At 61.5% G+C, this 23387-nt stretch carries 20 protein-coding genes and 1 tRNA gene; 16 read left to right on the top strand and 5 right to left on the bottom strand.

Going from position 1 to position 23387, the window contains the following annotated elements; all coding sequences use genetic code 11:
* Positions 1 to 211 precede the first annotated feature (211 nt).
* Complete coding sequence (locus DBW_RS17685; protein WP_066729483.1) at positions 212 to 1321, bottom strand: TRAP transporter substrate-binding protein; 1110 nt, start codon at positions 1319 to 1321, stop codon at positions 212 to 214.
* 287 nt (positions 1322 to 1608) lie between these two features.
* Here DBW_RS17685 and DBW_RS17680 point away from each other — a divergent pair, with 287 nt between their 5' ends.
* The 6 genes from DBW_RS17680 (at position 1609) to DBW_RS17655 (ending at position 8426) form a co-directional block, all read left to right on the top strand.
* Positions 1609 to 2949, top strand: coding sequence for a TolC family protein (locus tag DBW_RS17680; protein ID WP_082820432.1), 1341 nt, complete (start codon positions 1609 to 1611; stop codon positions 2947 to 2949).
* Positions 2946 to 4046 carry an efflux RND transporter periplasmic adaptor subunit gene (locus DBW_RS17675; protein WP_157471936.1) on the top strand — a complete coding sequence of 367 codons (1101 nt, stop codon included), beginning with the start codon at positions 2946 to 2948 and terminating at the stop codon, positions 4044 to 4046. Before DBW_RS17680 ends, DBW_RS17675 begins: the two co-directional genes overlap by 4 nt.
* Position 4047: 1 nt before the next feature.
* Positions 4048 to 7266 (top strand): efflux RND transporter permease subunit, encoded by a 3219-nt coding sequence (locus DBW_RS17670; protein ID WP_066729473.1) that lies wholly within the window; start codon positions 4048 to 4050, stop codon positions 7264 to 7266.
* Entirely contained in the window at positions 7263 to 7454 is a 192-nt protein-coding gene (locus DBW_RS17665) for a YgaP family membrane protein (RefSeq protein WP_066729471.1), read from the top strand. Before DBW_RS17670 ends, DBW_RS17665 begins: the two co-directional genes overlap by 4 nt.
* A 156-nt stretch (positions 7455 to 7610) precedes the next feature.
* Entirely contained in the window at positions 7611 to 7934 is a 324-nt protein-coding gene (locus DBW_RS17660) for a C-GCAxxG-C-C family protein (RefSeq protein ID WP_197463681.1), read from the top strand.
* A 273-nt stretch (positions 7935 to 8207) separates the two neighbouring features.
* Complete coding sequence (locus DBW_RS17655) at positions 8208 to 8426, top strand: hypothetical protein (protein WP_066729466.1); 219 nt, start codon at positions 8208 to 8210, stop codon at positions 8424 to 8426.
* Positions 8427 to 8504: 78 nt separating this feature from the next.
* Here DBW_RS17655 and DBW_RS17650 read toward each other — a convergent pair whose 3' ends face one another.
* Together DBW_RS17650 and DBW_RS17645 are read right to left on the bottom strand one after the other, a co-directional pair.
* Entirely contained in the window at positions 8505 to 8759 is a 255-nt protein-coding gene (locus DBW_RS17650) for a TIGR03905 family TSCPD domain-containing protein (protein WP_066729464.1), read from the bottom strand.
* A gap of 144 nt (positions 8760 to 8903) precedes the next feature.
* Positions 8904 to 10595 carry a methyl-accepting chemotaxis protein gene (locus DBW_RS17645; protein ID WP_066729462.1) on the bottom strand — a complete coding sequence of 564 codons (1692 nt, stop codon included), beginning with the start codon at positions 10593 to 10595 and terminating at the stop codon, positions 8904 to 8906.
* Between the two features lie 132 nt (positions 10596 to 10727).
* On the opposite strand from DBW_RS17645, the gene DBW_RS17635 reads away from it, so the two are divergent.
* The 5 genes from DBW_RS17635 (at position 10728) to DBW_RS17615 (ending at position 13972) form a co-directional block, all read left to right on the top strand.
* Entirely contained in the window at positions 10728 to 11516 is a 789-nt protein-coding gene (locus DBW_RS17635) for a TatD family hydrolase (protein ID WP_082820431.1), read from the top strand.
* Positions 11517 to 11551: 35 nt separating this feature from the next.
* A complete protein-coding gene (locus tag DBW_RS17630; protein WP_066729456.1) occupies positions 11552 to 12313 on the top strand; it encodes a tRNA threonylcarbamoyladenosine dehydratase in 762 nt (253 codons plus the stop codon).
* The gene (locus DBW_RS17625; RefSeq protein ID WP_066729454.1) at positions 12310 to 13062 is read left to right on the top strand and encodes a sulfite exporter TauE/SafE family protein; all 753 of its coding nucleotides are present in this window, start codon (positions 12310 to 12312) and stop codon (positions 13060 to 13062) included. Before DBW_RS17630 ends, DBW_RS17625 begins: the two co-directional genes overlap by 4 nt.
* A gap of 125 nt (positions 13063 to 13187) precedes the next feature.
* Positions 13188 to 13400, top strand: a complete 213-nt coding sequence (locus DBW_RS17620; RefSeq protein ID WP_066729452.1) for a hypothetical protein — start codon at positions 13188 to 13190, stop codon at positions 13398 to 13400.
* Between the two features lie 2 nt (positions 13401 to 13402).
* Positions 13403 to 13972: a hypothetical protein gene (locus DBW_RS17615; protein ID WP_066729450.1), complete on the top strand. Its 570-nt coding sequence runs from the start codon at positions 13403 to 13405 to the stop codon at positions 13970 to 13972.
* Between the two features lie 88 nt (positions 13973 to 14060).
* On the opposite strand, the gene DBW_RS17610 is transcribed toward DBW_RS17615, so the two are convergent.
* Positions 14061 to 14136, bottom strand: a tRNA-Phe gene (locus DBW_RS17610).
* Between the two features lie 437 nt (positions 14137 to 14573).
* Here DBW_RS17610 and aroF point away from each other — a divergent pair.
* The 5 genes from aroF to DBW_RS17585 all read left to right on the top strand — a co-directional run bounded on the left by aroF (position 14574) and on the right by DBW_RS17585 (position 22950).
* Positions 14574 to 15593: a 3-deoxy-7-phosphoheptulonate synthase gene (gene aroF / locus DBW_RS17605; RefSeq protein WP_066729448.1), complete on the top strand. Its 1020-nt coding sequence runs from the start codon at positions 14574 to 14576 to the stop codon at positions 15591 to 15593.
* A 123-nt stretch (positions 15594 to 15716) separates the two neighbouring features.
* Positions 15717 to 15968: a hypothetical protein gene (locus DBW_RS17600; protein ID WP_066729446.1), complete on the top strand. Its 252-nt coding sequence runs from the start codon at positions 15717 to 15719 to the stop codon at positions 15966 to 15968.
* Between the two features lie 130 nt (positions 15969 to 16098).
* Complete coding sequence (serA, locus tag DBW_RS17595; RefSeq protein WP_066729440.1) at positions 16099 to 17691, top strand: phosphoglycerate dehydrogenase; 1593 nt, start codon at positions 16099 to 16101, stop codon at positions 17689 to 17691.
* A 590-nt stretch (positions 17692 to 18281) separates the two neighbouring features.
* Positions 18282 to 20006 carry an acyl-CoA carboxylase subunit beta gene (locus tag DBW_RS17590; protein WP_066729438.1) on the top strand — a complete coding sequence of 575 codons (1725 nt, stop codon included), beginning with the start codon at positions 18282 to 18284 and terminating at the stop codon, positions 20004 to 20006.
* Between the two features lie 64 nt (positions 20007 to 20070).
* Positions 20071 to 22950, top strand: coding sequence for an ATP-binding protein (locus DBW_RS17585; protein ID WP_066729902.1), 2880 nt, complete (start codon positions 20071 to 20073; stop codon positions 22948 to 22950).
* Positions 22951 to 23112: 162 nt separating this feature from the next.
* Here DBW_RS17585 and DBW_RS17580 read toward each other — a convergent pair whose 3' ends face one another.
* Entirely contained in the window at positions 23113 to 23328 is a 216-nt protein-coding gene (locus DBW_RS17580) for a hypothetical protein (RefSeq protein WP_066729436.1), read from the bottom strand.
* Positions 23329 to 23387 lie beyond the last annotated feature (59 nt).

Genomic DNA, 23387 nt, shown 5'->3' with positions numbered 1-23387 from the left:
TCTCCTTCTTGAAGGGAATTCGCAAGGCTTTTCAGCCGGAGGAATGAGCCTGTTATACTAGTACAAACCCTGTTTGTAATCAAAGCTTTTTCCCTTGATTCATCCCGACCTGAACCGATTTTTCCCCGCGGTGTTGCGCCCCAGGGGGCAAAAATTTGCCGGCCTGAACTTTCTATTTGGGGAGATCAAATGGATGGCGGGAATTTCCCGCTCACTTCGATCCCCGGTCAAGGGTTTCCCGGACCTGCTGCAGGTAGTCACGACCGATCCGTTCTCCCCATTTCTCGTAGACCGGAAGCGAAAGTTTCCGCAACTCGTCCCGCGTTTCCGGTGCCGGGGCAAGGAAGGTGACGCCATTTGCGCTGGCAGCAGCTATTTCCTGCTCCTGCTGCTGGCGGGTCAAGTAGCGTGCCTGGGTGCTCTCTTCCGTGATCGTCTCCAGCAGGATCTGTTGCAGGTCGGCCGGCAGGCTGTCGAACCAGCGCCTGTTCACCAGGTGGATGTACAACCCCTGGGCATAATCGAGGCGGGTGAAATATTTGGCGACGTCGAACTTGTGGGTGATATTGCAGACAATGGGGGTGTGGTCCAGGCCATTGATCACTCCCGTCTGCAGGGCCTGGGGTACGTCGGGCCAGGGCATGACGGTAAATTTCAGACCCCAGGCCTTGTAGATATCGGTATTGACCGGGGCCTGGGCGACGCGAAAATTGATTTTTCTGGCATCGGCCATGCTGGCGACCGGTTCGGTGGTGGCCCAGCCATAGGTCCCGTAGCCGGTGAAGTCGACGACCATGATCCCCTGGCCGAGAGCGGCATCGCGGAATGGCGCCCACAGCTCGGGCGTGGTGCGAAACTGTTCCAGTTTGTCAAAGCTGTCGATCACAAAAGGGAGGCTGACGATACCGAGGCGGTCGGCGAGGTTGGCCGCGGCGACCGAAGAGCAGAGCATTCCCTGCACCGCGCCGAGTTTCAGTTTGCCGATGACGTCTTTTTCGCCACCGAGCTGGGCCAGCGGCCGGAAATCAACGTAGAGCCGCCCCTTGGAGCGTTCCCAGACCCGATCCCGGATCCGGTAACCGACGGCGATACCGGCGATCGCCGGATGGTCGATGTTGGAAAGGATATAGGTGAATTCGGCCTGGCTCGGATCGAAGGCCGGTTGCCAGTCGGCCAAAGGGTCCCTGGCCGGTTTTTCGGCGACCGGCGTGACCGGTGCTCCTGTGGTTGGTTTTGTCGGGGGCGGTGGGGTCTCCTGCTGGCACCCGGTCACGAGGAGGATCTGGCTCAGGAGGATCAGGACGAGACCGAGTCGCTTCATGGTGTCTCCTTGGCGGGGAATTAAGTTCGTTTTAATTGAATTTGGTGCGCAGGATAGCCAAGGGATAGGGGGCGGTCAAGGAGAAATTGGCCAGCTGTGCCCGTGGCAGGAAAGGAGGATCCGGCCGGCTGGGTGTCGTTGCGCTGGCGTAAAAGTAAGCTAGGTTTAATCTGTTGTGGGTGGTGGCAAGGCGGGTAGAACTGACACTCGGACGATGAAGGCCTTGACATTTAGCGAGAAATCAATATATATATCTTTCCGAATATAGCAACCCGAGGTGTGCTGCCATGCAAAACACGTTAATGTGCCTGATGCTGCTCCCGCTCCTGCTGGTTACGGGCCTGGGCCATGCCGAGAGTGTCGATCTGCAGGAGGCGCTTGCTGCGGCCGTGGCACAGCGGCCGCTGGCCGAGGTCGCGCGCCAGCAGGCAGCCGGCGCGCGGGCGGCGGTGACCGAGGCGCGGAGTGGCTACCTGCCCCACCTGAACCTGAAGGAATCGTATCAGGCGACCAACGAGCCGGGGGGGAGCCTCTTTATTTCCCTCAACCAGGAGCGCCTCGTCCTCAGCCCGACCGCTGATCCCTACAACCATCCGGAGACACGGCATGATTTTGAAACCCGCCTTACTCTCGAGCAGTCCCTCTACAACCCCGATGTCGGTTACGGTCTTGACCGGGCCGAGGCCGGCTATCGGGCGGCGACTGCCCTGGCCGGATGGACCGAGGAGCAGGTCGCTTTTGCCGCCTTTGCCGCCTACCTGGAGGTACAGCAGGCGCAGGCCGGGCTGGCGGCGGTCGAGAGTTCCCTGGCCGAGGTCCGCGAGACCGTGCGGCTGGCAAAAGAGCGGGAGGAGAACGGCCTCGGCCTGCGCTCGGATACGCTGCAGGCCCGGGTGCGCCTGGCGGAGGCCGAACGGCTCCGGATGAGCACTGCCAACGATCTGCAGCTGGCCCGGCGCCGCCTCGCCCTGGCGATCGGTCGGGACGGCGGCGAGGTCGGTATCGCCCGGCCCCTGGTCGTTGCCGACCTACCGGTCGCAGCTGATAGTGTGCCACAGCCCCGCGGCGACCTGCAGGCCGCGCTGGCCGAGGCTAAAGCCGCCGAGCTCGCCCGGCGCCAGTCCCGGGCTGGCTATTTGCCCCGCCTGGGGGTGACAGCGTCCTATGCCTGGCACGACCCGGAGATCCCCTTCGGCAGCGAGGCGCAGAGCTGGCAGGTCGGCGCCGGCCTGACCTGGGAACTCTTCGACGGGCTGCGCCGATCCGGGAGTATCGAGCGTACGGCGGCTCAGCAGCGGGCGGCCCGGCTCCAGGCGGAAGAATTGCGCCGCGCCGTCGCCCTGCAGACCCGCGAGGCGGAGCTGCGGGCCAACGAAGCACAGCTGCAGCGCGATTCGGCGCAGGCAGCGGTGGCCGCGGCGGAAGAGAGCCAGCGGTTGTTGCTGCAGCGCTATGAAAATGGCCTCTCGCCCCTTTCCGACCTGCTGGCGAGCCAGGCCGCCCTCGACCAGGCACGCTCTGTCCTGGTCAGGGCCAGCGGCCAGATGCTGCTGGCGCGGGGGAATGTGCAATTGCAGAAGGGTCTCTTCCTGAAAATGATGCTTCCGGGCAAGGAGGTTCAACGGTGAGAAGCTGGTGTGCAGTGGTGGTGATGCTCGGTTTGCTGACCGGTTGCGGCGAACAGATCGAACCCGGGCGGACGACGGCCCAGGCCCCGGTTATTACTGGCCTCGGCCTGGCGAGGGTGGCCAGCGAGCCCATCGCCCAGGGGGAAAGCTTTGTCGGCAGCGTCGAGAGTTTTGACCGCGGGGTGCTGGCGGCGCGTATCGCCGGCCGCGTTGCCGAGGTCAAGGTCAATGCCGGGGATCAGGTGCGTCGGGGCGAGCTGCTGCTGACCCTGGCCGACAACCAGGCAAGTGACCAGTTGCACCAGGCGACGGCGGCGCTGGCGGCGGCCGAGGGGAACCTCGCCGCGGCCAGCGCCGAACTGGAGCTGGCAGCGAAGACCCAGCAGCGGTACGCGAATCTGCTTGCCGCCCAGGCGGTCACCCGGCAGGAGATGGACAGCATCAATGCCCGGCTGGAACAGGCCCGCCAGGGCGTCAGGAGCGCGGAAGGGATGGTGCAGCAGGCAGCCGCCGGGCAGGCTGCGGCGGAAAAGGCGGTCGGCTGGAGTCGAATCCTTGCTCCCTATGACAGCCAGGTGATTGAACGCCAGGTTGAAGTGGGGAGTACGGTGCTGCCGGGTATGCCGCTGCTGACCCTCGATCGCCAGGGGGGGTGGCGGGTGCGGGCGGCGATCCCCGAGTCCCTGGCGGGACGCTTCCAGGTCGGCGAACGGCTGGTTGTGGAAATTCCGGCACGGCAGGAGAGGATAGCGGGCACTTTACGGGAAATCGTCGCCAGCGCCGACCCCCGGAGCCGTTCTTTTGAAATCAAGCTCGATCTCGATCCGGCGCCCGGGCTTTCCGCCGGCCTCTTTGCCAGGGTGCAGGCGCCGGGCGTGATGACGCCTGCCCTGCTGGTACCGGCCCGGGCGCTGGTGGAACGGGGCCAGCTGGTCGGAGTCTACCTCGTCACCGAAGGGCGCTTAAGCTTCCGCCTGGTGCGGCTCGGACGGCGGCTGGACGACCGGGTGGAGATCCTCTCCGGACTGCAGGGGGGTGAGCAGATCGTTGTCGACGGCGTGGAGCGGGCCAAAAACGGCGCGCGCGTGGAGGGCTAGCATGGCCAAAAAGCTCTCCCTCGCGACCCGGATCGTCGACAGGTTTCTCGATGGCAACCTCTCGGTCATCCTCATCCTGCTGGCGCTGCTGGCCGGTGCCGCGGCGCTGGCGCTGACGCCGCGGGAGGAGGAGCCGCAGATTGTCGTGCCGATGGCCGATATTTACGTGCATATGCCGGGTGCCAGTGCGGCGGAGGTCGAGCGCCAGGTCTCGACCCGGCTGGAGAAGCTGCTCTGGCAGGTCGATGGCGTTGAATATGTCTACTCCATGTCGAAGCCCGACCTGGCGGTGGTTACGGCCCGATTTTTCGTTGGCGAAGACCGGGTGGAATCGCTGGTCAAGCTGCACAACAAGGTGCAGACCAATATTGACGCAATTCCTGCCGGGATAACCGGTTGGGTGGTCAAACCGGTGGAGGTCGACGACGTCCCAATCGTCAATCTGAGCCTCTACAGCGACCAGGCCTCGGATTTCGAGCTCCGCCGCGTCGCCGAGGAGGTGGTCGATCGCCTGCAATCGGTCAAAAATACCTCGGTGACCACGGTCATCGGAGGACGGCCGCGGCAGCTGCGGGTGGCTCTCGATCCGCAGGCCCTGGCCGCCCGGGGCCTTGGCCTGCTCGACGTCCGGCAGGCCCTTGATGGCGCCAACCTGGAGTTGCCGGCTGGCGACTTCCAGAATGGCAACCAGAGCCTGCTGGTGCGCGGCGGAGAATTCCTGCGCTCGGCGCGGGATGTGGGGGACCTGGTCATCGGCGTGGTCGGCCAGCGCCCGGTGCAGTTGCGTGAAGTCGCCCGGATCGAGGATGGTCCGGCCGAGGCGGCCAGCTATACCCGCCTGCGCTTCGGACCGGCCGGCGATGCCGAAGCCGCCGCGGCCGGGCGCGAGTATCAGGCGGTCAACATCGCCGTGGCAAAAAAGAAGGGGACCAATGCGGTCGTTGTCGCCGCAGAGGTGATCCGGGCGGTCGATGACCTCAAGGGGACGATCATCCCCGATGAGATGCAGGTCCGGGTTACCCGCAACTACGGCGAAACCGCCAACCACAAGGTCAACGAGCTGATCACCCACCTGATCATCGCGGTGGTCACGGTCCTCGCCCTGGTCTTTTTCGCCCTCGGCTGGCGCGAGGCGCTGATCGTCGCGGTGTCGATCCCGATCATCTATTCGCTGACGCTGCTGGTGAATTACTGGTTCGGCTATACCATCAACCGCGTGACCCTCTTCGCCCTGGTCCTGGCCCTCGGCCTGCTGGTCGATGACCCGATCGTCGATGTCGAGAACATCTTCCGCCATTTCCAGATGAAGAAGGAACCGCCGCGGGATGCGGTGCTGTCGGCGGTGGACGAGGTGCGGCCGCCGGTGATCCTGGCGACCCTCGCCGTCATCCTCTCCTTCTTGCCGATGCTCTACATCACCGGCATGATGGGGCCCTACATGCGGCCGATGGCGTTCAACCTGCCGTTGACCATGATCATGTCGCTTTTGGTCGCTTTTACCGTGACCCCGTGGATGAGCTACCATCTCCTCAAGGGGCAGTATGGCAAGGGGGGGCATGAGTTTGTCCTCGAGGAGAGCCGCACCTACCGGATCTACCGGCGGATTCTCGAACCCTTCATCGATTCGCGGCGCAAGGCCTGGCTGCTGGTCGCGGCGGTGGTCCTCCTGCTGCTCGGCTCGATGGCGATGCCGGTGCTGAACCTGGTGCCGATGAAGATGCTCCCCTTCGACAACAAGAACGAGTTTCAGCTCGTCCTCGACCTGCCGGAAGGGACGACCCTGGAGACGACCGACGCCGCGGTCCGTGCCCTGGAGGATTACCTGGGGACGGTCAACGAGGTCACCGATTTCGAGGCCTATGTCGGCCTGGCGAGCGCCATGGATTTCAACGGCATGGTCCGCCACTACTACATGCGCCGCGGCGAGAATGTTGCCGATATTCGCGTCAACCTCGCCCCCAAGAGCCTTCGCGCCCAGCAGAGCCACCCCTTGACCCTGCGCCTGCGCGATGACCTGACCCGCATCGCCCGGGCCCACGGCGTCAATCTGAAGATCGTCGAAGTCCCCCCCGGACCACCGGTCATCTCGACCCTGGCTGCCGAGGTCTACGCCGATGCGGGAATCAGCTACGGCGACCAGATTGCCGCGGCAAAGCTGGTCCGGGCGCGGATGGAGAGCGAGGATCGGGTGGTCGATGTTGATGATATGGTCGAGGCGCCGCAACGCCGGCTGACCTTTCTCCCCGACAAGGAGAAGGCGTCCCTTTCGGGGATCAGCACCGCCGAGATCGCCCGGACCCTGGCCCTCGCCGTTGGCGGCGAGGTTGCCGGCACCGTGCATGTCGACAGCGAGCGCCAGCCGTTGCAGATCCTGCTCCGCCTTCCTGCCGCTGTGCGCTCTGCTGCTGCCGACCTCGGCGCTCTCGCCCTGCGCGGACAGGGCGGCAAGCTGGTCCACCTCTCCGAGCTCGGCCGGTTTGTCGAGGAGCGCCTGGAACCGACCATCTTTCACAAGAACCTCGAACGGGTCGTCTATGTCACCGGGGAGATGGCCGGCAAGAGCCCGGCCAATGCCATCCTCAATCTCTCCAGCCATTTCAAGGCCAATCCGTTGCCGACCGGCACCCGGGTGGTCTGGAATGGCGAAGGGGAGTGGCAGATCACCCTGGATGTCTTTCGTGACCTGGGGATCGCCTTCGGCGCCGCCCTGGTGCTGATCTTCATCCTGCTGCTGATCGAGACCGGCTCGATGGTTATGCCGCTGATCATCATGGCGGCGATCCCCTTGACCATGATCGGCATCATGCCCGGCTTCTGGTTGCTCAACCTGATCGCCAACCGCCCGGTGGGGGGGTATGACACCCCGGTCTTTTTCACCGCCACGGCGATGATCGGCATGATCGCGCTGGCCGGCATCGTGGTGCGCAACTCGATCATCCTCATCGACTTCATCCACCACGCCCTGAAGCGGGGGATGCCGCTGAAGGAGGCGATCATCGAAAGCGGCGCGGTCCGCCTGCGGCCGATCCTGCTGACCGCCGGAGCCGCGCTCCTCGGCAACTGGATCATCACCCTCGACCCGATCTTCTCCGGCCTCGCCTGGTCGATCATCTTCGGCGTCTTCGCGTCCACCGCCTTCACCCTGATCGTGATCCCCGTCGTCTATTGGCTCGTCTACGGCAAGAAAGCCGAACAACATGCAAGGAGATACCAGTCATGACCGTAAACCGTTACCTGCGTCTGATCGCCGGCTTCTTCGTGATGCTGAGTGTGCTGCTCGCTCATTTTCACAACCCGAACTGGCTCTGGTTCACCGCCTTCGTCGGTCTCAACCTCTTCCAGAGCGCCTTCACCAACTGGTGCCCGATGATCACCATCCTGCGCAAACTGGGGGTAAGGGAGGGTTGACCCTCACCATTGGATTGGAGGAAGATGGAGTTCGCCACGAGCGACGAGTGGAGAAGGAGAGAACGGGACGTGTTCTGGAGATGGCGGCAAAAAAAGGTTCCGCGGCCTGTCGTCGAGTCGGCAGGCGAGCGGGCCGGGCGTTTGTTTGATGGCGGAATGAATTGTGCTCTTGCCGTGCTGCAGGCGACGACCGGCAACGAGAATCCGCAGTTGATGGAAATCGCAGGTGCCTTTGGCGCCGGGATTGGCGGCAGCAAGTGTCTTTGCGGCGCGGTCTCGGGGGGAGTGATGGCGCTCGGATTGCGCGGCCAGCGCAAACGGGCCGGGGAGCTGGTGGCTGCCTTCAAGGCACGCAACCGGATCACCTGCTGCAAGGGGCTCTCGGCAGGGTACGCCTGGATGAGCCGGGAACACAGGCAGAACTGCCGCCGCATGACCATGGAGACCGCGGAGATCGTTGACCGGTTATTGAGGAGATAATGTTTTCAGGAAGTTACTGATTAATCCACGGAAAAATTCCGTGGAAAAGGCAAAAAAGATCCTGATTAGGTCCGATTCTCAGCTTGATGCGGATCGCCCCTACAAGAGCCCAAGCCGTAGCGATGAATTGAACAATGGGGCCCCTACATATTGGATGCCCAAGCGCTCTCGCCCCTCAGCTGAGAATTAGGGCTAATCAGGAAAAAGATTGACAGATCAAGGCAGTTCACCCTAGATTGGCTCCCATTAACCGCCTTTGAAGGGAGTCCCACCATGGAATGTGAACTGCTCGCCAGCTGCGGATTTTTCCGCAAGTACCAAAACTCTCTCGACCTCGCCTGCCGCGGGTTTATCAAGGCCTACTGCAAGGGGGCCAAGATGGACGATTGTGAGCGTAAAAAGTACCGCAAGGCGAACGGTGCGCCACCCGAGGACGACATGATGCCGAGTGGCCAGATTATGCCCAAGGAATACCAGGGGGCCAAAGCTTAGCTTCCAATGGCGACGCAACAGACAAAAACGGCGCATCCTCTTAAGGGGATGCGCCGCTGCTTTTTCGGGTCTGCCCGGTCACATCGCCAGGCGCAGAGTCAAATTCTCCAGGGCCTGGGCGAGCTGGTCGGGACAACTGGTCCTGCCGCGACAGACGATACCTTTGGTGCGCGCGATGACCTCCTTGACCGGCATGCCGGCGGCCAGTGCGGCAACCCCCTTGGTGTTCCCGGCGCAGCCGCCGATAAAGTTCACTTCCTTGATGATCTCTCCGTCGAGCTCGATATCGATAAAGCGTGAGCAGGTCCCGGAGGTGGTGTGGGTGATTTTCATTCCTGATTCTCCCGCTAGCAGGCGCTGTCGTTCTTTTGCATCCAACGACGCGACCTATACCACAGCCGGCAGAAGAGGACAAGAATTAAATCCGCCTTTTCATATATATGGTTTCCGGTCCTTGCCTTGAATCAGGGCGGAACCTCACCTTGGCGATGATCCCTCGAAGTGCTCGGCCAGTTCCCGCAACCGTGTGGTGAGGACTTCCATGGCGGCAATTTCATCGGTGATCACGGCGGCCTTTTCCGAGTTGCTCCGCAGGCGCTGTTCAGAGGTATTGAAGTGCTGGAAGATGCGTTCCGCAGTCCCCGACTGGAAGCGGATGGCGGCATCGACGGTCTGAATCTGCCCTTCCCGGCCGGCCAGCCCCTTGTCGAATTCGCGATTGGCGCGTACCTGTTCTTCCATCCCCCGCGCAACCTGGTCGGCCGCCGATTTCATCTGCCCCACCCCCTGCTGGATCCGGTTGATCGCCAGCTGCTGTTCCTGGATCGCCCGGGCGACCGCCTTGACCGACCGCAGGCCCTGCCCGGCACCGTTGAGCAGCTCCCTGGCGCGTTCTTCCTGGGCGCCGGTCAGCTGCACGATTTCTTCTGAGGAGCTGGCCGCCTGGCGGGCGCTGTCGACGATCTTGGCCAGCGCCTCACCGGTTTCGCGGCTCAGTTCCTTGCCCCGGGCAATCCGCTGGCCGGTGGCGGCGATGGCTGCCGTCACCTCGCGAGTATCGCCTCCGATCGCCTTGACGATCTGCTGGATATCCTGGGCGCTGCTGGTGGTGCGGTCGGCGAGATCGCGGATCTCTTCGGCCACCACCGAAAAACCCTTGCCGTTCTCGCCGGCCTGGGCGGCAATGATCGCCGCGTTGAAAGCGAGCAGCTCGGTATCCGAGACCAGGTCGCGGATGACACCGATGATTTTTGCGACCTCCCCGGTCTGGTGGGAAAGACGGGCCATCGCTTCGGTCGCCTTGAGGCTCTCGGCTTCGATACGGACCATTTCATCGCGGGAAGTGCTGACGACCTGGAGGCCGTTCTCCGCGTCGTGCTGAACGGCGACGGTCGCCTTGGCGCTCGCCGAGGCGCCGCTGCGGATTTGCACGAATGCTTCGCCGATACTGTCAAGATCGCGTACCGTCATCTCGACGCTGCGGGCGATGGTGTTGGACTGGTCGGCCGCTTCCCGCAGGCTGGAGGCCATCTCGTCGACGCTGGTGGTCGTTTCCAGGAACTGGGCGTTGGAATGCTCCATGGCCCCGGCCATCTCCTCGAGAGAGGCGGAGAGTTCCCGGGAGAGCGCCGATTCGTCCTGGGTCCGCGCGGCGAGCAGCTCCATCTGCGCGGCGATATCCTGTTGCTTCTCGCCCATCGCTTCGACATCCTTGCGGGTGGCCTGGGCGGCGTTCAGACCATCCCGCGCCCGTTCCAACAGGTAGCTGCTGGATGCGGCGAGGGTACGATAATGGGGAACAAATTCATCAATCGCCGCGAGCAGGCTGCGGACAAAGGTCTCCACCGCGGTGACGGACTTTTGCAGGGCCTGGTTCAGTTCCTCAATGGTATTTCCTGTGTGGTGGATATCGCCCGTCAAGGGGCGCAACAACTCCAGCTGCTGCCGCAACTGGGACTTGAGGGTGACGCGCACGAACTGGAAGAGGCAGGCGCCGAAGCCGAAGCCCATGGCGAGACAACTGAGAACAAACGGGAGGGTGAGAGCGGATGGACCGATGATCGGGGCCACGATCAGGGGAAAGATGCCGCCGGCGACGAGACCGGTGGCGTGGGTTACGACCAGCATCTTATGCAAAAACGAAATTCGCTTGCTTGCAGTCTGGCTCATGTCGAAACCTTCGATTGGAATTTTTTGATGTAAAATCGACCCTTTAGCTCTTAACACAGTTTTCCCTGCAGCGCAAGCGGGAATCGTTGGAGTGCCTTTCCCTGGGCCGGTTTCCTGTGCTAGAGTCTCGCCATGACGGCCTCAGCCGGGTTATTCGATACCCATATCCACCTCGATCTTCTTGTGGCGCCAGCGTCTCGCAGGGACATGCTGCTGGCCGCCCGTTCTGGCGGTGTCACGGGATTCCTGGTTCCCGGTGTCGCTCCGAGCGATTGGCCGGAGCTTCTGCGAATCGTGAGCCAGGTGGAGGGTGCCTATGCCGCACCGGGACTTCATCCCCGGTGCGCCGCTTCCTGGGACGGCATGGCCCGGCAGCAACTGGAGTTGCTGCTGCGGGAACCGCAGGTGGTCGCCATCGGCGAAATCGGCCTCGACGGCAGCCCGGGAATGCCCGCCGTTGCTGACCAGGAGCGGGCCTTTCGCGACCAGTTGGCACTCGCCCGTGCCTTTGCCAAGCCGGTGTTGCTGCACAGCCGTCGTGCCATCGGTCGGCTGCTGGCGTTGCTGGAACAAGAGGAGCCTCTCCCGGCGGGCGGTATTTTGCACGGGTTCAATTCCAGTATCGAGGTCGCCCGGCGGTTTCTCGATCTCGGCCTGGTCCTCGGTTTTGGCGGTCCGCTCACCTACCCCAACGCGCGCCGGGGGCCGGAGGTGCTGCCGCATCTCCCGGCCGAGGCGATCGTCTTGGAGAGTGATGCGCCGGACCTCGCCCCCTGGCCCCACGTCGGTGAGCTCAACCGTCCTGAATGGCTCGGGTTGGTGGCGACCCGGGTTGCCGAGTTGCGGGGCTGGTCACGACGCGAGACCGCAATGATTACCTCCGCCAATGCCCGCCGGGTACTCCGGCTGGGTGACGAATAGATATTCCTTTCTGCTGACAATTTTCAGGGTACCTGATGAGCGACGAAGAGCGTTTTTCCCGCCTTGAACTGCTGATCGGCGCCGCCGGGCGTGAGCGTCTGAGCCGGGCCTCGGTCGCTGTTTTCGGCCTCGGCGGGGTCGGCAGTTTTGCCGTCGAGGCCCTGGTCCGCGGCGGCATTGGTCGCCTCACCCTGGTCGATTTCGACCGGGTGGCGCTCAGTAATCTCAATCGCCAGCTGCACGCCCTGGAGGAGACCGTCGGTCGCCCCAAGGCCATGGTGATGGCCGAGCGCTGCCGGGCCATCAATCCCGACGCTGATATCAGCGCCGTCCAGCAATTCTACGGACCGGAGAATGCCGCGGCACTCCTTGACCCGGGCTACGACTTTGTCCTGGACTGTATCGACAATATCACCGCCAAGCTCCACCTGATTCAAACCTGCGTCGAACGCGGCCTGCCGATCATCGCTTCGATGGGTGCCGCCAACAAGATCGACCCGACCCGTGTCACCCTTGCCGATCTCTCCCAGACCCGAATCTGCCGGTTGGCCCGGGTGCTGCGCAAGGAGTTGCGCCGGCGCGGCATTGACGGCGGCGTCCCGGTGGTCTATTCGAGTGAAGAGTTCCGGCCCCTCGCCGGCAATGGTGGAGGCCGTGCCCCGCGCGGCGCCGGTGCCGAGGAGTACCAGCAGCGCCGGGTGCCCCTCGGTAGTTCTTCGGTCGTCCCGCCCCTGTTCGGATTGATGATGGCCGGTGAAGTCTTGCGGCGCCTGCTTGGTGAAGGAGCGACCCCATGAGCGGACTGCCGTTTCAGATCGTGGCCCTGCTGGTGGTCGGCTTCATCTCCGGCTTCCTCAATATTCTGGCCGGCGGCGGTTCACTACTGACCCTGCCGCTGCTGATTTTCCTCGGCCTGCCGGCAGCGGTTGCCAACGGCACCAACCGGGTCGGGGTCTTGTGCCAGAATATTTTTGCCATCACCTCCTTTCGCCGCCAGGGGATTTTCCCCTGGCGCCTGGCCCTCTTCTGCTCCCTGCCGGCGATTGCCGGCAGTTATCTCGGGGCCCGGCTCGCCGTCGATATCGACGAGCGTCTGTTCCAGCGCCTGCTGGCGGGGATCATGCTCGGCGTCCTGGTCCTGACCCTGGTCGACCCGATGAAAAAACGCCGCGTCGAGGAACTGGTGATGACGCCCGGTCGCGGTGCGGTGCTGCTGGCCTCCTTCTTTTTTATCGGCATCTATGGTGGTTTTGTCCAGGCCGGAGTCGGGTTTCTGATCATCCCGGCGCTGGTCTTGCACGGCATCGATCTGGTGCGCACCAACGTGGTGAAAATCATCGTAGTGCTGATCTTCACCATCCCGGCGCTGGCGGTCTTCATGGCCCACGACCAGGTCAACTGGACGCTCGGTCTGGCGCTTGCCGCCGGGAATTCGGCGGGGGGCTGGGTGGCCTCCCGCATGGCGGTCAAAAAGGGGCATGACTGGATCAAGCAGGTGGTGGCCCTGACGGTTTTTGTCTTTGCCCTCAAGCTGCTGTTCAGTTGAGACCCTCGCGCCGGAATGGCCGAACCGGGACGAAATTTCTCTGACCGATTGCGATTTTCAGGGGCATTGCTATGCTACAGAACCGAGGGTCGCAGCGACCTACTTCTTTGGTGAAAGGAACATTCATGTATCGGTTGTCTTTCCTGATCCTCTTTCTGGTGCTGGTAGGGTGTGAGGCACGGGTTGCCCTCTATGCACCCCGGCGCATGCCGACTGCAGACCACCTCAAAGCGGCGACCCCCAGCGATTGTCGGGGCTGCCACGATACGGCCAACCTGTTGCGGCACAAGGCGGACGACGATTGCCTGAGCTGCCATAAACTCTGCAAGGGGTGTTGAGTATGAAGCGGATTCTGGTGGGACTGAGCTTGTTGCTGCTGGCCGGGTGCGGTCCGATTTTCGGACAGATGACGGCCATGACCGACGGCGTCAAGGAATTCAAGGTGGTGCAGGGTGACCTCGCCGACCTCAAGGGGGATGGGCCGCTCCTGGTCTTTGGCCCCTTTGCCAAGACCGCCGCCGCCTTTTACATCTGTCGCGGGGAAGATGCCGCCAACCTCTCCGACGCCCTGCGCGATGCCGGGCTCTTTCAGAGCGAGCTCTACCTGGAACGAAATTATGACCACGCCGCAAAGACGGCCCAGCAACTGCGCGGCAAAACCGCGGCTGAACTGCAAGCAGATCTGGGCCTGAGCCGGGCCCCGGGAAAAATTCTCTTCGGCACAATTCTTTACCGTCGCACCTACATCGCGCCGGCACGTGGGGTTGAGATGGAGGTCGGGTATCGGTTGGAGTTCTATGATGTTGCCAGCCGGCAATCGACGACGGTCGAAATTGGCGTCAAGTATCTGGCTGAGGAGACGGTCAAGGAGGTCGTCGCTGCGCTCAAACAAAAGATTCGCGGCGGCTAGACTTCGATTGGGAGCGGGGAAGGGAAACTCTCGGCAAATACGGTGGGACAAAAAAAGGGCCGTGGAAATCCACGGCCCTTTTGGCGTCTGGTGCCCAGAGACAGAATCGAACTGCCGACACGAGGATTTTCAGTCCTCTGCTCTACCGACTGAGCTATCTGGGCGAACGGAAGCATGTATATAACGAAATGCGGTCCCGCTGTCAAGAGAAATTCGGGTCGGCAGCAGGGTGCAACTGGTGCAATGCTGGGCCAATTGTGTTCCTCCCGGGGGAGCATTATCCGCTTGCCAAGGAGTACAGATTCTGCTAGTTACAGAACAGACATTTTTTAAGGATCGAGTTCAGATGCAACATGTCGGCGCCAACTTTAGCAGCTTTTCCTTCTGGTACGGCTTTTACTTTAGGCCGTCTGCCGTGGGGAAAGGTCCGCTATCGTAGGCAAACCGCGATAAAAGAGGATCAAAAACCATGGGCAGACCGACCGGCCTCCCATGGTTTTGCTGTCTCCGGGCCTCCGGAGCGAACTGCAGGCCGCCATGGGGTTCCCGGGCGGCCTGACCCATTCCATCACTCTCAACCGGAGGAAAGGGGTACAGACAGATGATCATCGTAATGAAGCAGGGTGCCAGCAAGGACGAACTGGCCGAGGTCAAAAAGCGAATTCGGGAGTTGGGTTACAAGCCCCACGTCATCCACGGGGAGACCCGGAACGTGGTCGGCGCGGTCGGCGACGAACGCGGCAAGTCGGTGCTCCAGGCCCTGGAATCGCTCCCCGGGGTCGAGAGCGTGGTGCCGATCCTCAAGCCCTACAAGCTGGCCAGTCGCGAGGTCAAACCCGAGCCGAGCACCATCGAAATCGTCCCCGGGTTGACTGTCGGCGGCGGCTCCTTCCTGGTGATGGCGGGGCCCTGTGCCGTGGAGAACGAAGCCCAGATCCTGGAATGCGCACGGGCGGTCAAGGCAGCCGGGGCCAAGGTGCTGCGCGGCGGGGCCTTCAAGCCCAGGACCAGCCCCTACTCCTTCCAGGGAATGGAAGAGGACGGCCTCAAGCTGCTGGTTCAGGCCCGGGAAGCGACCGGGTTGCCGATTATCACCGAGGTCGTCAATCCCCGCGACGTCGAACTGGTGGCCCGATATGCCGATATCATGCAGGTCGGTGCCCGCAACGTGCAGAATTTCGCCCTCCTCAAGATTCTCGGCCGCCTCGACAAGCCGATCCTGCTCAAGCGCGGCATGGCAACGACGATCCAGGAATTTCTGATGAGTGCCGAATACATCCTCGCCGAGGGGAACCGGCGGGTGATCCTCTGTGAGCGGGGGATCCGGACCTTCGAGACCGCGACCCGCAATACCCTCGATATCTCGGCGGTGCCGGTGCTCAAGGAGCTGACTCACCTGCCGGTGGTCATCGATCCCTCCCACGCAACCGGCCATGCCAGCCTGGTCCCCTCCATGTGCTACGCTGCAGTGGCCGCAGGGGCCGACGGTCTGATCGTCGAGGTCCATCCCACGCCGGAAACTGCAGCCAGCGACGGCCCGCAGTCGTTGCGGCCGGCCGAATTCGCCACCATGATGACCAAGCTCAAGGCGTTTGCCCAGGTTGCCGACAAGCGTTTGTAGCAGCGCCTGTATTGTTTTGCACCCCACCGGGCACGACCCCGTGGGGTGGCCTTCACTGCCGGCCGCTGGCCAGTGGGGCCCTGTTCCGGGTTTGTCCGACCGAGAAAAACGACAGGAGTTTTTATGTTTCTCGTCCCTTTGAGCCAGGCGGAGAGTGTCGAGCTGGTCATCCATGCCCTGCGCAGTGCCGGCGGTGCAGCCGACTGCAGCAGCTGTCCGGTTCGCAAGGTCTGCATGAAGCAGTGCCTGACAATTGCCGAAACGGTTGCGCAAATGTTCGCCGACGGGACCCTCCCCTATGCCGGCGCGCCGCAAAAGCCCCCGTCGGCTCCCGGCAGCGCCCCGGCGCAGCCCGGACTCAAGCTGGTCAAGTAGTCGGTTTTGCATGGGCTTTTGGTGCTGTCTACGGCGTTGACAGGGTCAGGTAAAAGGGCTAAAATTCTGGCTTTCCCAAAACCCAGGCGCGTTTTTGCCGGCGCGGAAAACGGCAATGGAAGGAGTTTGCATGCGAGTTCTGATTACCGACGAGATCTCCCAAGAGGGTCTGCAGCCCCTGGTTGGAGATACGCGCATCGAGTTTGATGTTCGCCTTGGCCTCTCCCGCAAGGAACTCTACCGGACCATCGGCGATTATGATGCCATCATTACCCGCAGCGGAACCCAGATCGATGCCGAACTGCTGGAGCACGCCCGGAACCTGAAAATAGTTGCCCGGGCCGGGGTTGGTATTGACAATGTCGATGTCGAGGCGGCCAGCAACAAGGGGATCATTGTTGTCAACGCTCCTTTCGGCAATGTGAATTCGGCGGCCGAGCACACCATGGCGCTTCTCCTCTCCCTCTGCCGTAACATAACCGTTGCCAATGCCAGCCTCAAAGGTGGTGAGTGGAAGCGGGCCCCCTTTACCGGTTATGAACTCAAAGGGAAGACAATCGGCATCATCGGCCTCGGCAAGGTTGGCGGGCGGGTGGCTCTGCGCTGCAAGGCCTTCGAGGCCGAGGTTATCGCCTATGATCCCTATATAGCGGAAAAGCGTGGGGAAGATCTCGGGGTCCGGCTGGTATCGCTCGAGGATATCGTTCGCTATGCTGACATCATCACGGTGCATACACCCCTCAACGACGAGACCCGGGGCATGATCGGCAACGAACATTTTCGCGCCATGAAGGACGGGGTGATCGTCGTTAACTGCGCCCGCGGTGGGATAATCGAGGAGACAGCGATGCTCGCCGCCCTGCAGTCGGGCAAATGTATCGGCGCCGCCTTTGATGTCTGGAGCTCGGAACCGCCCGACAGTGACGTTCTGCAGCAGCTGATCGCCCACCCGCGCATGGTGGTTACGCCGCACCTCGGCGCAAATACCTTCGAGGCCCAGAAAAATGTGGCGGTGGACGTCAGCCGCGAACTGGTCAATTACCTCGATGGACGCCCCTTGGAGAATGCCGTGAACATTCCCAAGTTCGACCCTGATCTGATGGAGCACATGAAGCCGTTCATGGCCCTGATCAGCCAGATGGGAGAGTTTATTTCCCAGCTGGCACCGCCCAACCCCAACAAGGTGATCTTTGCCTATAATGGCAAACTGGCCCGTTTTGACTGCGCGCCGATTACCGTCTGTGGTCTGGCGGCGCTGCTCAACCGGCAGACCGAACAGGACGTGAATATGGTCAATGCCCGGCTGGTGGCGAACTCGATGGGCATCATCGTCGAGGAGGTTCGCACGACCGAAACCGGCTCCTTTTCCAACCTGGTAACCCTCTGCCTGGAGAGCCCTGAAGGAAAACGCAGCGTTGCCGGGACCCTCTTCGAGGGAATCCCGAAAATCGTCAAGATGCGCGACTTTTTCACCGATTTCCAGCCCGAGGAGCACATGCTGGTGATGAGCTACGAGGACAAGCCGGGCCTGATCGGCAAGATCGGCACCATCCTCGGTGAGGCCGGAATCAATATCGGCTCGATGAACCTCGGCCGGCGCGCCAAGGCTGGTGAGGCGATGGTGGTTCTCTCTCTCGATACGCCTGCCAGCGACGAGGTGATTGCACGTCTCGCGGCGGCGGTTGGGACACGTTTCATCAAGGCCGTTCATATGAAGGGCTGAATGCCCCCCCCTCCCCTGTAAACCATGCCCAGCGACAGGCCTCCTTCCCGGAGGCCTGTTTTTTTCTACCCCAGCCGTGTTCCTCGCGAAATCCATCGCCCTTAAATTTTTAGAAAATCAAAACGGAATTTTACCCTGACTAATATTTCGTCGTGATTGCAGGGCCAGGGGGGTAGCCTGCGAACAACACCGGCTGGCGCTGTGGTGGCTTGGAACAACGTCGGCGCACCGATGGCGATCTCTTTTATCTTTTTAGTTCAAATAGTTAAAGTATCTCAGGATAGGTTGTTCATTGGTCTGACCGGCATTTGCGCTGCAGTCCCAAGGCGCTACCGGCAGTAAAAATTTTCATTGATGTTAAAAGAATCGACGCTGGTTGGCGGGAGCATATTTTACCCAAAATAAAATTTTCCTTGACAATTCGCCGAGTTTTTTGTTTTGTAACGGGTGTCCGAGAAACGACGTTCTAAAGAAAAGTTTCCCGGTTTCCTGCATTTTCAAGACGTTATCATCGACAGGCAACCCCGCATCGGTGCCGGGCACCCTTGCAGGGAGTCTTTACCAATCCAACCAGCAGAGGGATGTGCGAAATGGCCAAGAGCGTGATCAAACCGTCACTGAAAAATCCATTGGCTCCGCCCGAGGAAGTCGAATTTACCATCCCCGGTGAAATTGCCGGCAAACAAGGGCCTTATGAAGAGGTCATGAAGGAAGGTCATGCGCTGATCGAGCGGCCGATCAAGTCGGTGCAGGTCAGCCAGGTCGAAAAACAGCACTTCAAAAAACGGATGACGGTTTGGGAAAGAATCAAGGTTCTCACCCAGGAAGAACCCAATATCCTCTTCCAGAACTGGGGCAAGAACCTCGACGGCGCTTCCCTCGTCACTGGCATTCTCAATATCGGTGGCCGCGATGTCGCGGTTTACGGCCATGACTTCACCGTGCGGGCCGGCTCCATCGATGCCACCAACGGCAGCAAGCTCGCCAAGCTCTTCAACATGGCGGGCGAAAAAGGGATTCCGGTCATCGGCATGAACGATTCGGCCGGCGCCTTCGTCCCGGCCGGGGTCGGCGGACTCGATGGCTATGCCGAGGCGTTCACCGCGCTGCGCAAGATCAGCGGCGTCGTTCCGTCGATCATGTGCATGTTCGGCTTCAACGCCGGCGGCGGCTCCTATCTCCCCCGCCAGGGGAGCTTTGTCATCCAGCCCAACGACACCTTCTTCGGGTTGACCGGTCCCGGCGTTGTCAAGTCGGTCCTTGGCGAGGATATCACCCCGGAGGAGCTTGGCGGCCCCAAGGTGCATGGCGCCTCAGGCGTGGCCGACTTGACCGTTTCGGACGAAGTGGCCGCGCTGCGCACCGCGGTGCGCCTGCTCAGTTACATTCCCGACAACAATTCGAGTTCGGCACCCTTCCAGGCGACCAGCGACCCTCTCGACCGGCGGACCTGGGAGATCAATACCCTGCTGAAAAAGGCCTTCAACTCGCCGACTGGGTTCAATACCCCCTTCGACGTCTCAATCGTGATCCAGCAGATCTGCGATCACGGTGACTACCTTGAAATCCAGCCGGAACGGGCCCGCGAAGCGGTCACCGCCTTCGGTCGTCTCGGTGGCCACGTGGTCGGTTTCGTCGCCAACAACTCGGCGGTCTCTTCGGGGCAGATCGACTGCGACTCGGCGGTAAAGATCGCCCGCTTCGTCCGCTTCTGCAACATCTACAATATCCCGCTGATCTTCATGGAAGACACCACCGGCTTCCTCCCCGGCCGGGACCAGGAAGCGCGCGGTATCGTGCAGGCAGGTCGCTCGATGCTCGATTCGATCGTCGATGTGCGCACGCCGCGGATTCTGCTGATCCTGCGCAACGCCTTTGGCGGCGCCTACGCTTCCTACAACAACTACCCGACCGGCGCCGACCTGGTGCTCGCCCTGCCGACCACCCGCCTCGCGGTCATGGGGCCGGCCGGCAAGGAGTTCGTCTACAAGGGAGATCTGCGCAAGGTGCGTTCCGAGGCTGCCGCCATGGTCAAGCAGGGAACGGCTGAGCGTATCACGGCCGGAATGGAGGGCGCCGAGGCCAAACGCGACGCCGAGAAGGAAGCCGCCGAATGGCTCAAGGCCCAGGAGGCGGCCCTCAACCTGCGCTACGAAAAAGAGCTGATGAACCCGAAAGAGGGCCTCGCTCTCGGTTCGATCTCCTCGATCGTGATGCCGACCGATCTGCGCAAGGTGCTGGGTGAGAACATCGCCTTTTTGATGCGGCATTACAAAGCCGGCCCGATGGTTGCCCCGCAGCGCGAGTTCCATTGATGGCGTGGCAGGAGCGTGATTGCGAATGAAAGCGAATCAAGGTTTCGATCTGGAGATAGCACCCATGGCTGAGAAAATCGACTATTACAGCAACAATCCGCTGATTCATCGTGACCGGCGCCTGAGCCTGTCGAGTTCCGAATGGGTCCGGTCCTTCGCCTGCGAGGACCTCAAGCCGCTGATCGTCTGCCGCGGCCCGATCCGGATGGAGGCGATGACGGTTTACGAAGAGATGGGGATTACCCATTACGGGATTCTCCTCTCGGAGAAGGACTCCATCATTTACCCCAATGCCCTCTCCCCCGAGCTGCGCAAGCTGACCGACACCAACCGGGTCCACCGGGTTCCCGACTATACCGGGGCGAGCAAGGAGGAGCGCGTCGAGCGCATCGGCCAGATCATCCAGACCGCCAAGGACAATGGCTACAACGCCGTCTTCGCCGGCTACGGTTTTATGGCCGAAGACGATGAATTCGTCGCCGCCATCGAGGAGGCCGGCCTCAAATTCATCGGCCCCTGTTCGGCGACCCAGCGCGGCGCCGGCAAGAAGGATGAGGCGAAGCGCACCGCCCTGTCGGTGGATGTTTCGGTCACCCCCGGGGTCAACAATGTCACCGCGCGCACCCTGGTCGCCAAGCACCCGAGCCGCAATGCGCTCCTGGCGGTGGTCAAGGCCGAAGGGCTGAAGGTTGCCAAGAAGATTCTCGACGACAAGACCCTCAGCCTCGAAGATCTGGCCGACGCGATCCTCTTCGCTTCCTACGAAAAGGGGATTGACCTCTTCTCCATGGCCGAGCTCGGTGCGCAGGTCGAAAAAGAGTGCGCCGCGATGTTTAAAAACTACCCCGGTGCCCGCATCCGTCTCAAGGCGATCGGCGGTGGCGGCGGCAAGGGGCAGCGTATCCTCGGCGCCTCGCTGCTGACTAAGAAAAACCCTACCGATGCCGATATCCAGAAGGCGGCAGCCGACGCCCCGGCTCTGGCCCGCGAGGTGTTGCTGGAGGTTAAGGCCAATGGCGTCGGCGACAACAAGAACGTTCTGATCGAGCTCAACATCGAGCAGACCCGGCACAACGAGATTCAGCTCCTGGGCAACGGCGAGTGGTGCATTGCCCTCGGCGGACGCGACTGCTCGCTGCAGATGCACGAACAGAAACTGCTCGAAATTTCGGTCACCCAGGAGATGCTGGCGCTGGAGATCGCCAAGGCGAAGAAGGCGGGCAACAAAAAGCAGGCGGCAGCGCTCGCCACCGACCTGGAAGTGCTCAAGCGCATGGAAGAGCAGTCGGAACGGTTCGGTAAGGCCGTCGGCCTCGACTCCGCCTCGACCTTCGAATGCATCGTCGACCGCGACCGCCACTATTTCATGGAAGTCAACACCCGTATCCAGGTCGAGCACCGGGTTACCGAACTGGTCTACCGTCTCAAGTTCACCAATCCCAAGAACAAGAAAGAGTTCTTCATCGTCGAGTCGCTGGTCGAGGCAATGGCTCTCCTCGCCATGCACAAGGAGCGGCTGCCGCGCCCCGAGCGCATGCCGCGCTTTGGCGCGAGCGCCGAGGCACGGCTCAATGCCACCGACTGTTCCCTCTCGCCGAGCGCCGGGGGGGTGATCCGCTACTGGTCGCCGCCAATCGATGGCGAGATTCGTGACGATCAGGGGATCTGCATCACCAACCCCGATACCGGTCTCTTCATGCGCTACACCCTTGCCGGCGCCTACGATTCCAACATCGCCCTGCTGTTGACCAAGGGGGACAACCGTCTCGACAGCTACCACCATCTCGCCAAGGTGTTGCGGAGCACGGTGCTGCGCGGCACCAATCTGGCGACCAACCTGGAATTCCACTACGGCCTGGTCAATTGGTTCCTGGGCCAGAACGTCATGGCCAAACCGACCACCCGTTTCGTCGTCCCGTACCTGACCCTGGTCGGTAAGTTAAAAGAGGAATCGAGCAAACTGGACGTGGTCCACGCCTTCCTCGCCACCAAGAAGCACTACGCCGCGGTCTATGCCGAAGATGCGGCGGCCGCCAAGGCGGTCTCCGAAATCCTCGACCGCAAAGGCACCTTGCTGACCCGGCCGATGGAGGTGCTGCTGTCTGACCCGCACCTCCTCTCCGGCTGGCTGAGCATCAACAAGCGCAATTTCGCCATCAAGGACGGGAAACTGGTCTGGCTTCGCAATCCGCTGGTGATTCTCGAAGAGACCTACGAATATCTCAACATGACCTTTGATCCGACCCGACCTGCGGCCGAGGTGATCTGGTCCCATGACAATCTCCTGCTGCAGACGGCGCTCAAGTTTTATGCCGACCTGCGTGCCACCTTCAAACTCGACAAGGACGATTTCCTCAAGCTCAACGACATTCTCGCCAAGGAAAAACCGCAAGGCGGCTTCGACAAGGAGACCTGGGCGCAGATCCGGGAAGCTCATGCCGGGTACGAAATTGGCAACGAGCTCTTCGGGATTCTCTTCCTGGTCGCCGATCGCACCAACTTCTTCGACTTCCGGGTCGAGGAAGATCTGGAGGTGACGATTCCCGATTATCTCAATGACCCCGACCTGCAAGCGGCGATGAAGAAGATTCTGGTGCCGCCGCCCTCGACCAAGGCCGATGAGATTGTCACCCCCGGCGGCGGCATGTATTATGCCCAGGAAGCTCCGGGCATGCCTCCCTTCGTCACCGAGGGGATGCACTTCGAAAAAGGCCAGCCCCTCTTCATTCTTGAGGTCATGAAGATGTTCAACAAGGTTCCGGCTCCCTTTGCCGGTACCATCGACAAAATCCTCATCGACGGCACGGAAGGGATTATCGTGCAGAAGGGACAGCCGATCTTCAAGGTCACTCCCGACGAGAAGTTTGTCGAGGTTGATGCCAAGGAGATTGAGAAGGAAAAACGCAGCCGTACCGCCGAATACCTCAAGGCGATTCTCGGCTAGCCTCAGCTACAAAGCTGTTGCTTCACAAAAACGGCCCCTGTCCAGTCTGGACAGGGGCCGTTTTTGGCTGAAAGCAAGGACACGTAGCGAGGGCGGCGCGGACGCCCGCGCCCGAATCCTCAAGCTCCCGATAAAGCAGGGTAAGGCAGAGAGGTCGTCGTCTCAGGCTACGAGCATGTAATCGTCAGCCTCTACGCATTCGGTAGTGGCCGAAAGGAAAGACCGAACCTGGGAATCCTTGACAACTTCGGTGACACCATGGTTGATGGACCAGATGCTGCCGCAGATGTCGCACTGGACAATTTCGGCGCTGAATCCATTGCTGTGGGCGTCAATCTCAATGTGGTTTTCCGTCTTGTTGCAGACCGGGCATTTCATGGCTGAACTCCTTCCGCGCGATAAAGTCTAAATTACCAATGCTGTTGTTTGGCGTAAGT

This window comes from Desulfuromonas sp. DDH964, from assembly GCF_001611275.1.
Taxonomy (GTDB): Bacteria; Desulfobacterota; Desulfuromonadia; order Desulfuromonadales; family DDH964; genus DDH964.
This window is presented reverse-complemented; position numbering and strand designations above follow the sequence as displayed.

Bases quoted from the DNA above. Each gene is read 5' to 3' on its own strand.
- DBW_RS17580 (WP_066729436.1), bottom strand. From the start codon at position 23,328: ATGAAATGCCCGGTCTGCAACAAGACGGAAAACCACATTGAGATTGAC.
- DBW_RS17660 (WP_197463681.1), top strand. From the start codon at position 7,611: ATGAATTGTGCTCTTGCCGTGCTGCAGGCGACGACCGGCAACGAGAAT.
- DBW_RS17585 (WP_066729902.1), top strand. From the start codon at position 20,071: ATGGCTGAGAAAATCGACTATTACAGCAACAATCCGCTGATTCATCGT.
- DBW_RS17685 (WP_066729483.1), bottom strand. From the start codon at position 1,321: ATGAAGCGACTCGGTCTCGTCCTGATCCTCCTGAGCCAGATCCTCCTC.
- DBW_RS17630 (WP_066729456.1), top strand. From the start codon at position 11,552: ATGAGCGACGAAGAGCGTTTTTCCCGCCTTGAACTGCTGATCGGCGCC.
- DBW_RS17670 (WP_066729473.1), top strand. From the start codon at position 4,048: ATGGCCAAAAAGCTCTCCCTCGCGACCCGGATCGTCGACAGGTTTCTC.
- DBW_RS17665 (WP_066729471.1), top strand. From the start codon at position 7,263: ATGACCGTAAACCGTTACCTGCGTCTGATCGCCGGCTTCTTCGTGATG.
- DBW_RS17590 (WP_066729438.1), top strand. From the start codon at position 18,282: ATGGCCAAGAGCGTGATCAAACCGTCACTGAAAAATCCATTGGCTCCG.
- DBW_RS17625 (WP_066729454.1), top strand. From the start codon at position 12,310: ATGAGCGGACTGCCGTTTCAGATCGTGGCCCTGCTGGTGGTCGGCTTC.
- DBW_RS17680 (WP_082820432.1), top strand. From the start codon at position 1,609: ATGCAAAACACGTTAATGTGCCTGATGCTGCTCCCGCTCCTGCTGGTT.
- DBW_RS17620 (WP_066729452.1), top strand. From the start codon at position 13,188: ATGTATCGGTTGTCTTTCCTGATCCTCTTTCTGGTGCTGGTAGGGTGT.
- DBW_RS17615 (WP_066729450.1), top strand. From the start codon at position 13,403: ATGAAGCGGATTCTGGTGGGACTGAGCTTGTTGCTGCTGGCCGGGTGC.
- aroF (WP_066729448.1), top strand. From the start codon at position 14,574: ATGATCATCGTAATGAAGCAGGGTGCCAGCAAGGACGAACTGGCCGAG.
- DBW_RS17645 (WP_066729462.1), bottom strand. From the start codon at position 10,595: ATGAGCCAGACTGCAAGCAAGCGAATTTCGTTTTTGCATAAGATGCTG.
- DBW_RS17600 (WP_066729446.1), top strand. From the start codon at position 15,717: ATGTTTCTCGTCCCTTTGAGCCAGGCGGAGAGTGTCGAGCTGGTCATC.
- DBW_RS17655 (WP_066729466.1), top strand. From the start codon at position 8,208: ATGGAATGTGAACTGCTCGCCAGCTGCGGATTTTTCCGCAAGTACCAA.
- DBW_RS17635 (WP_082820431.1), top strand. From the start codon at position 10,728: ATGACGGCCTCAGCCGGGTTATTCGATACCCATATCCACCTCGATCTT.
- serA (WP_066729440.1), top strand. From the start codon at position 16,099: ATGCGAGTTCTGATTACCGACGAGATCTCCCAAGAGGGTCTGCAGCCC.
- DBW_RS17650 (WP_066729464.1), bottom strand. From the start codon at position 8,759: ATGAAAATCACCCACACCACCTCCGGGACCTGCTCACGCTTTATCGAT.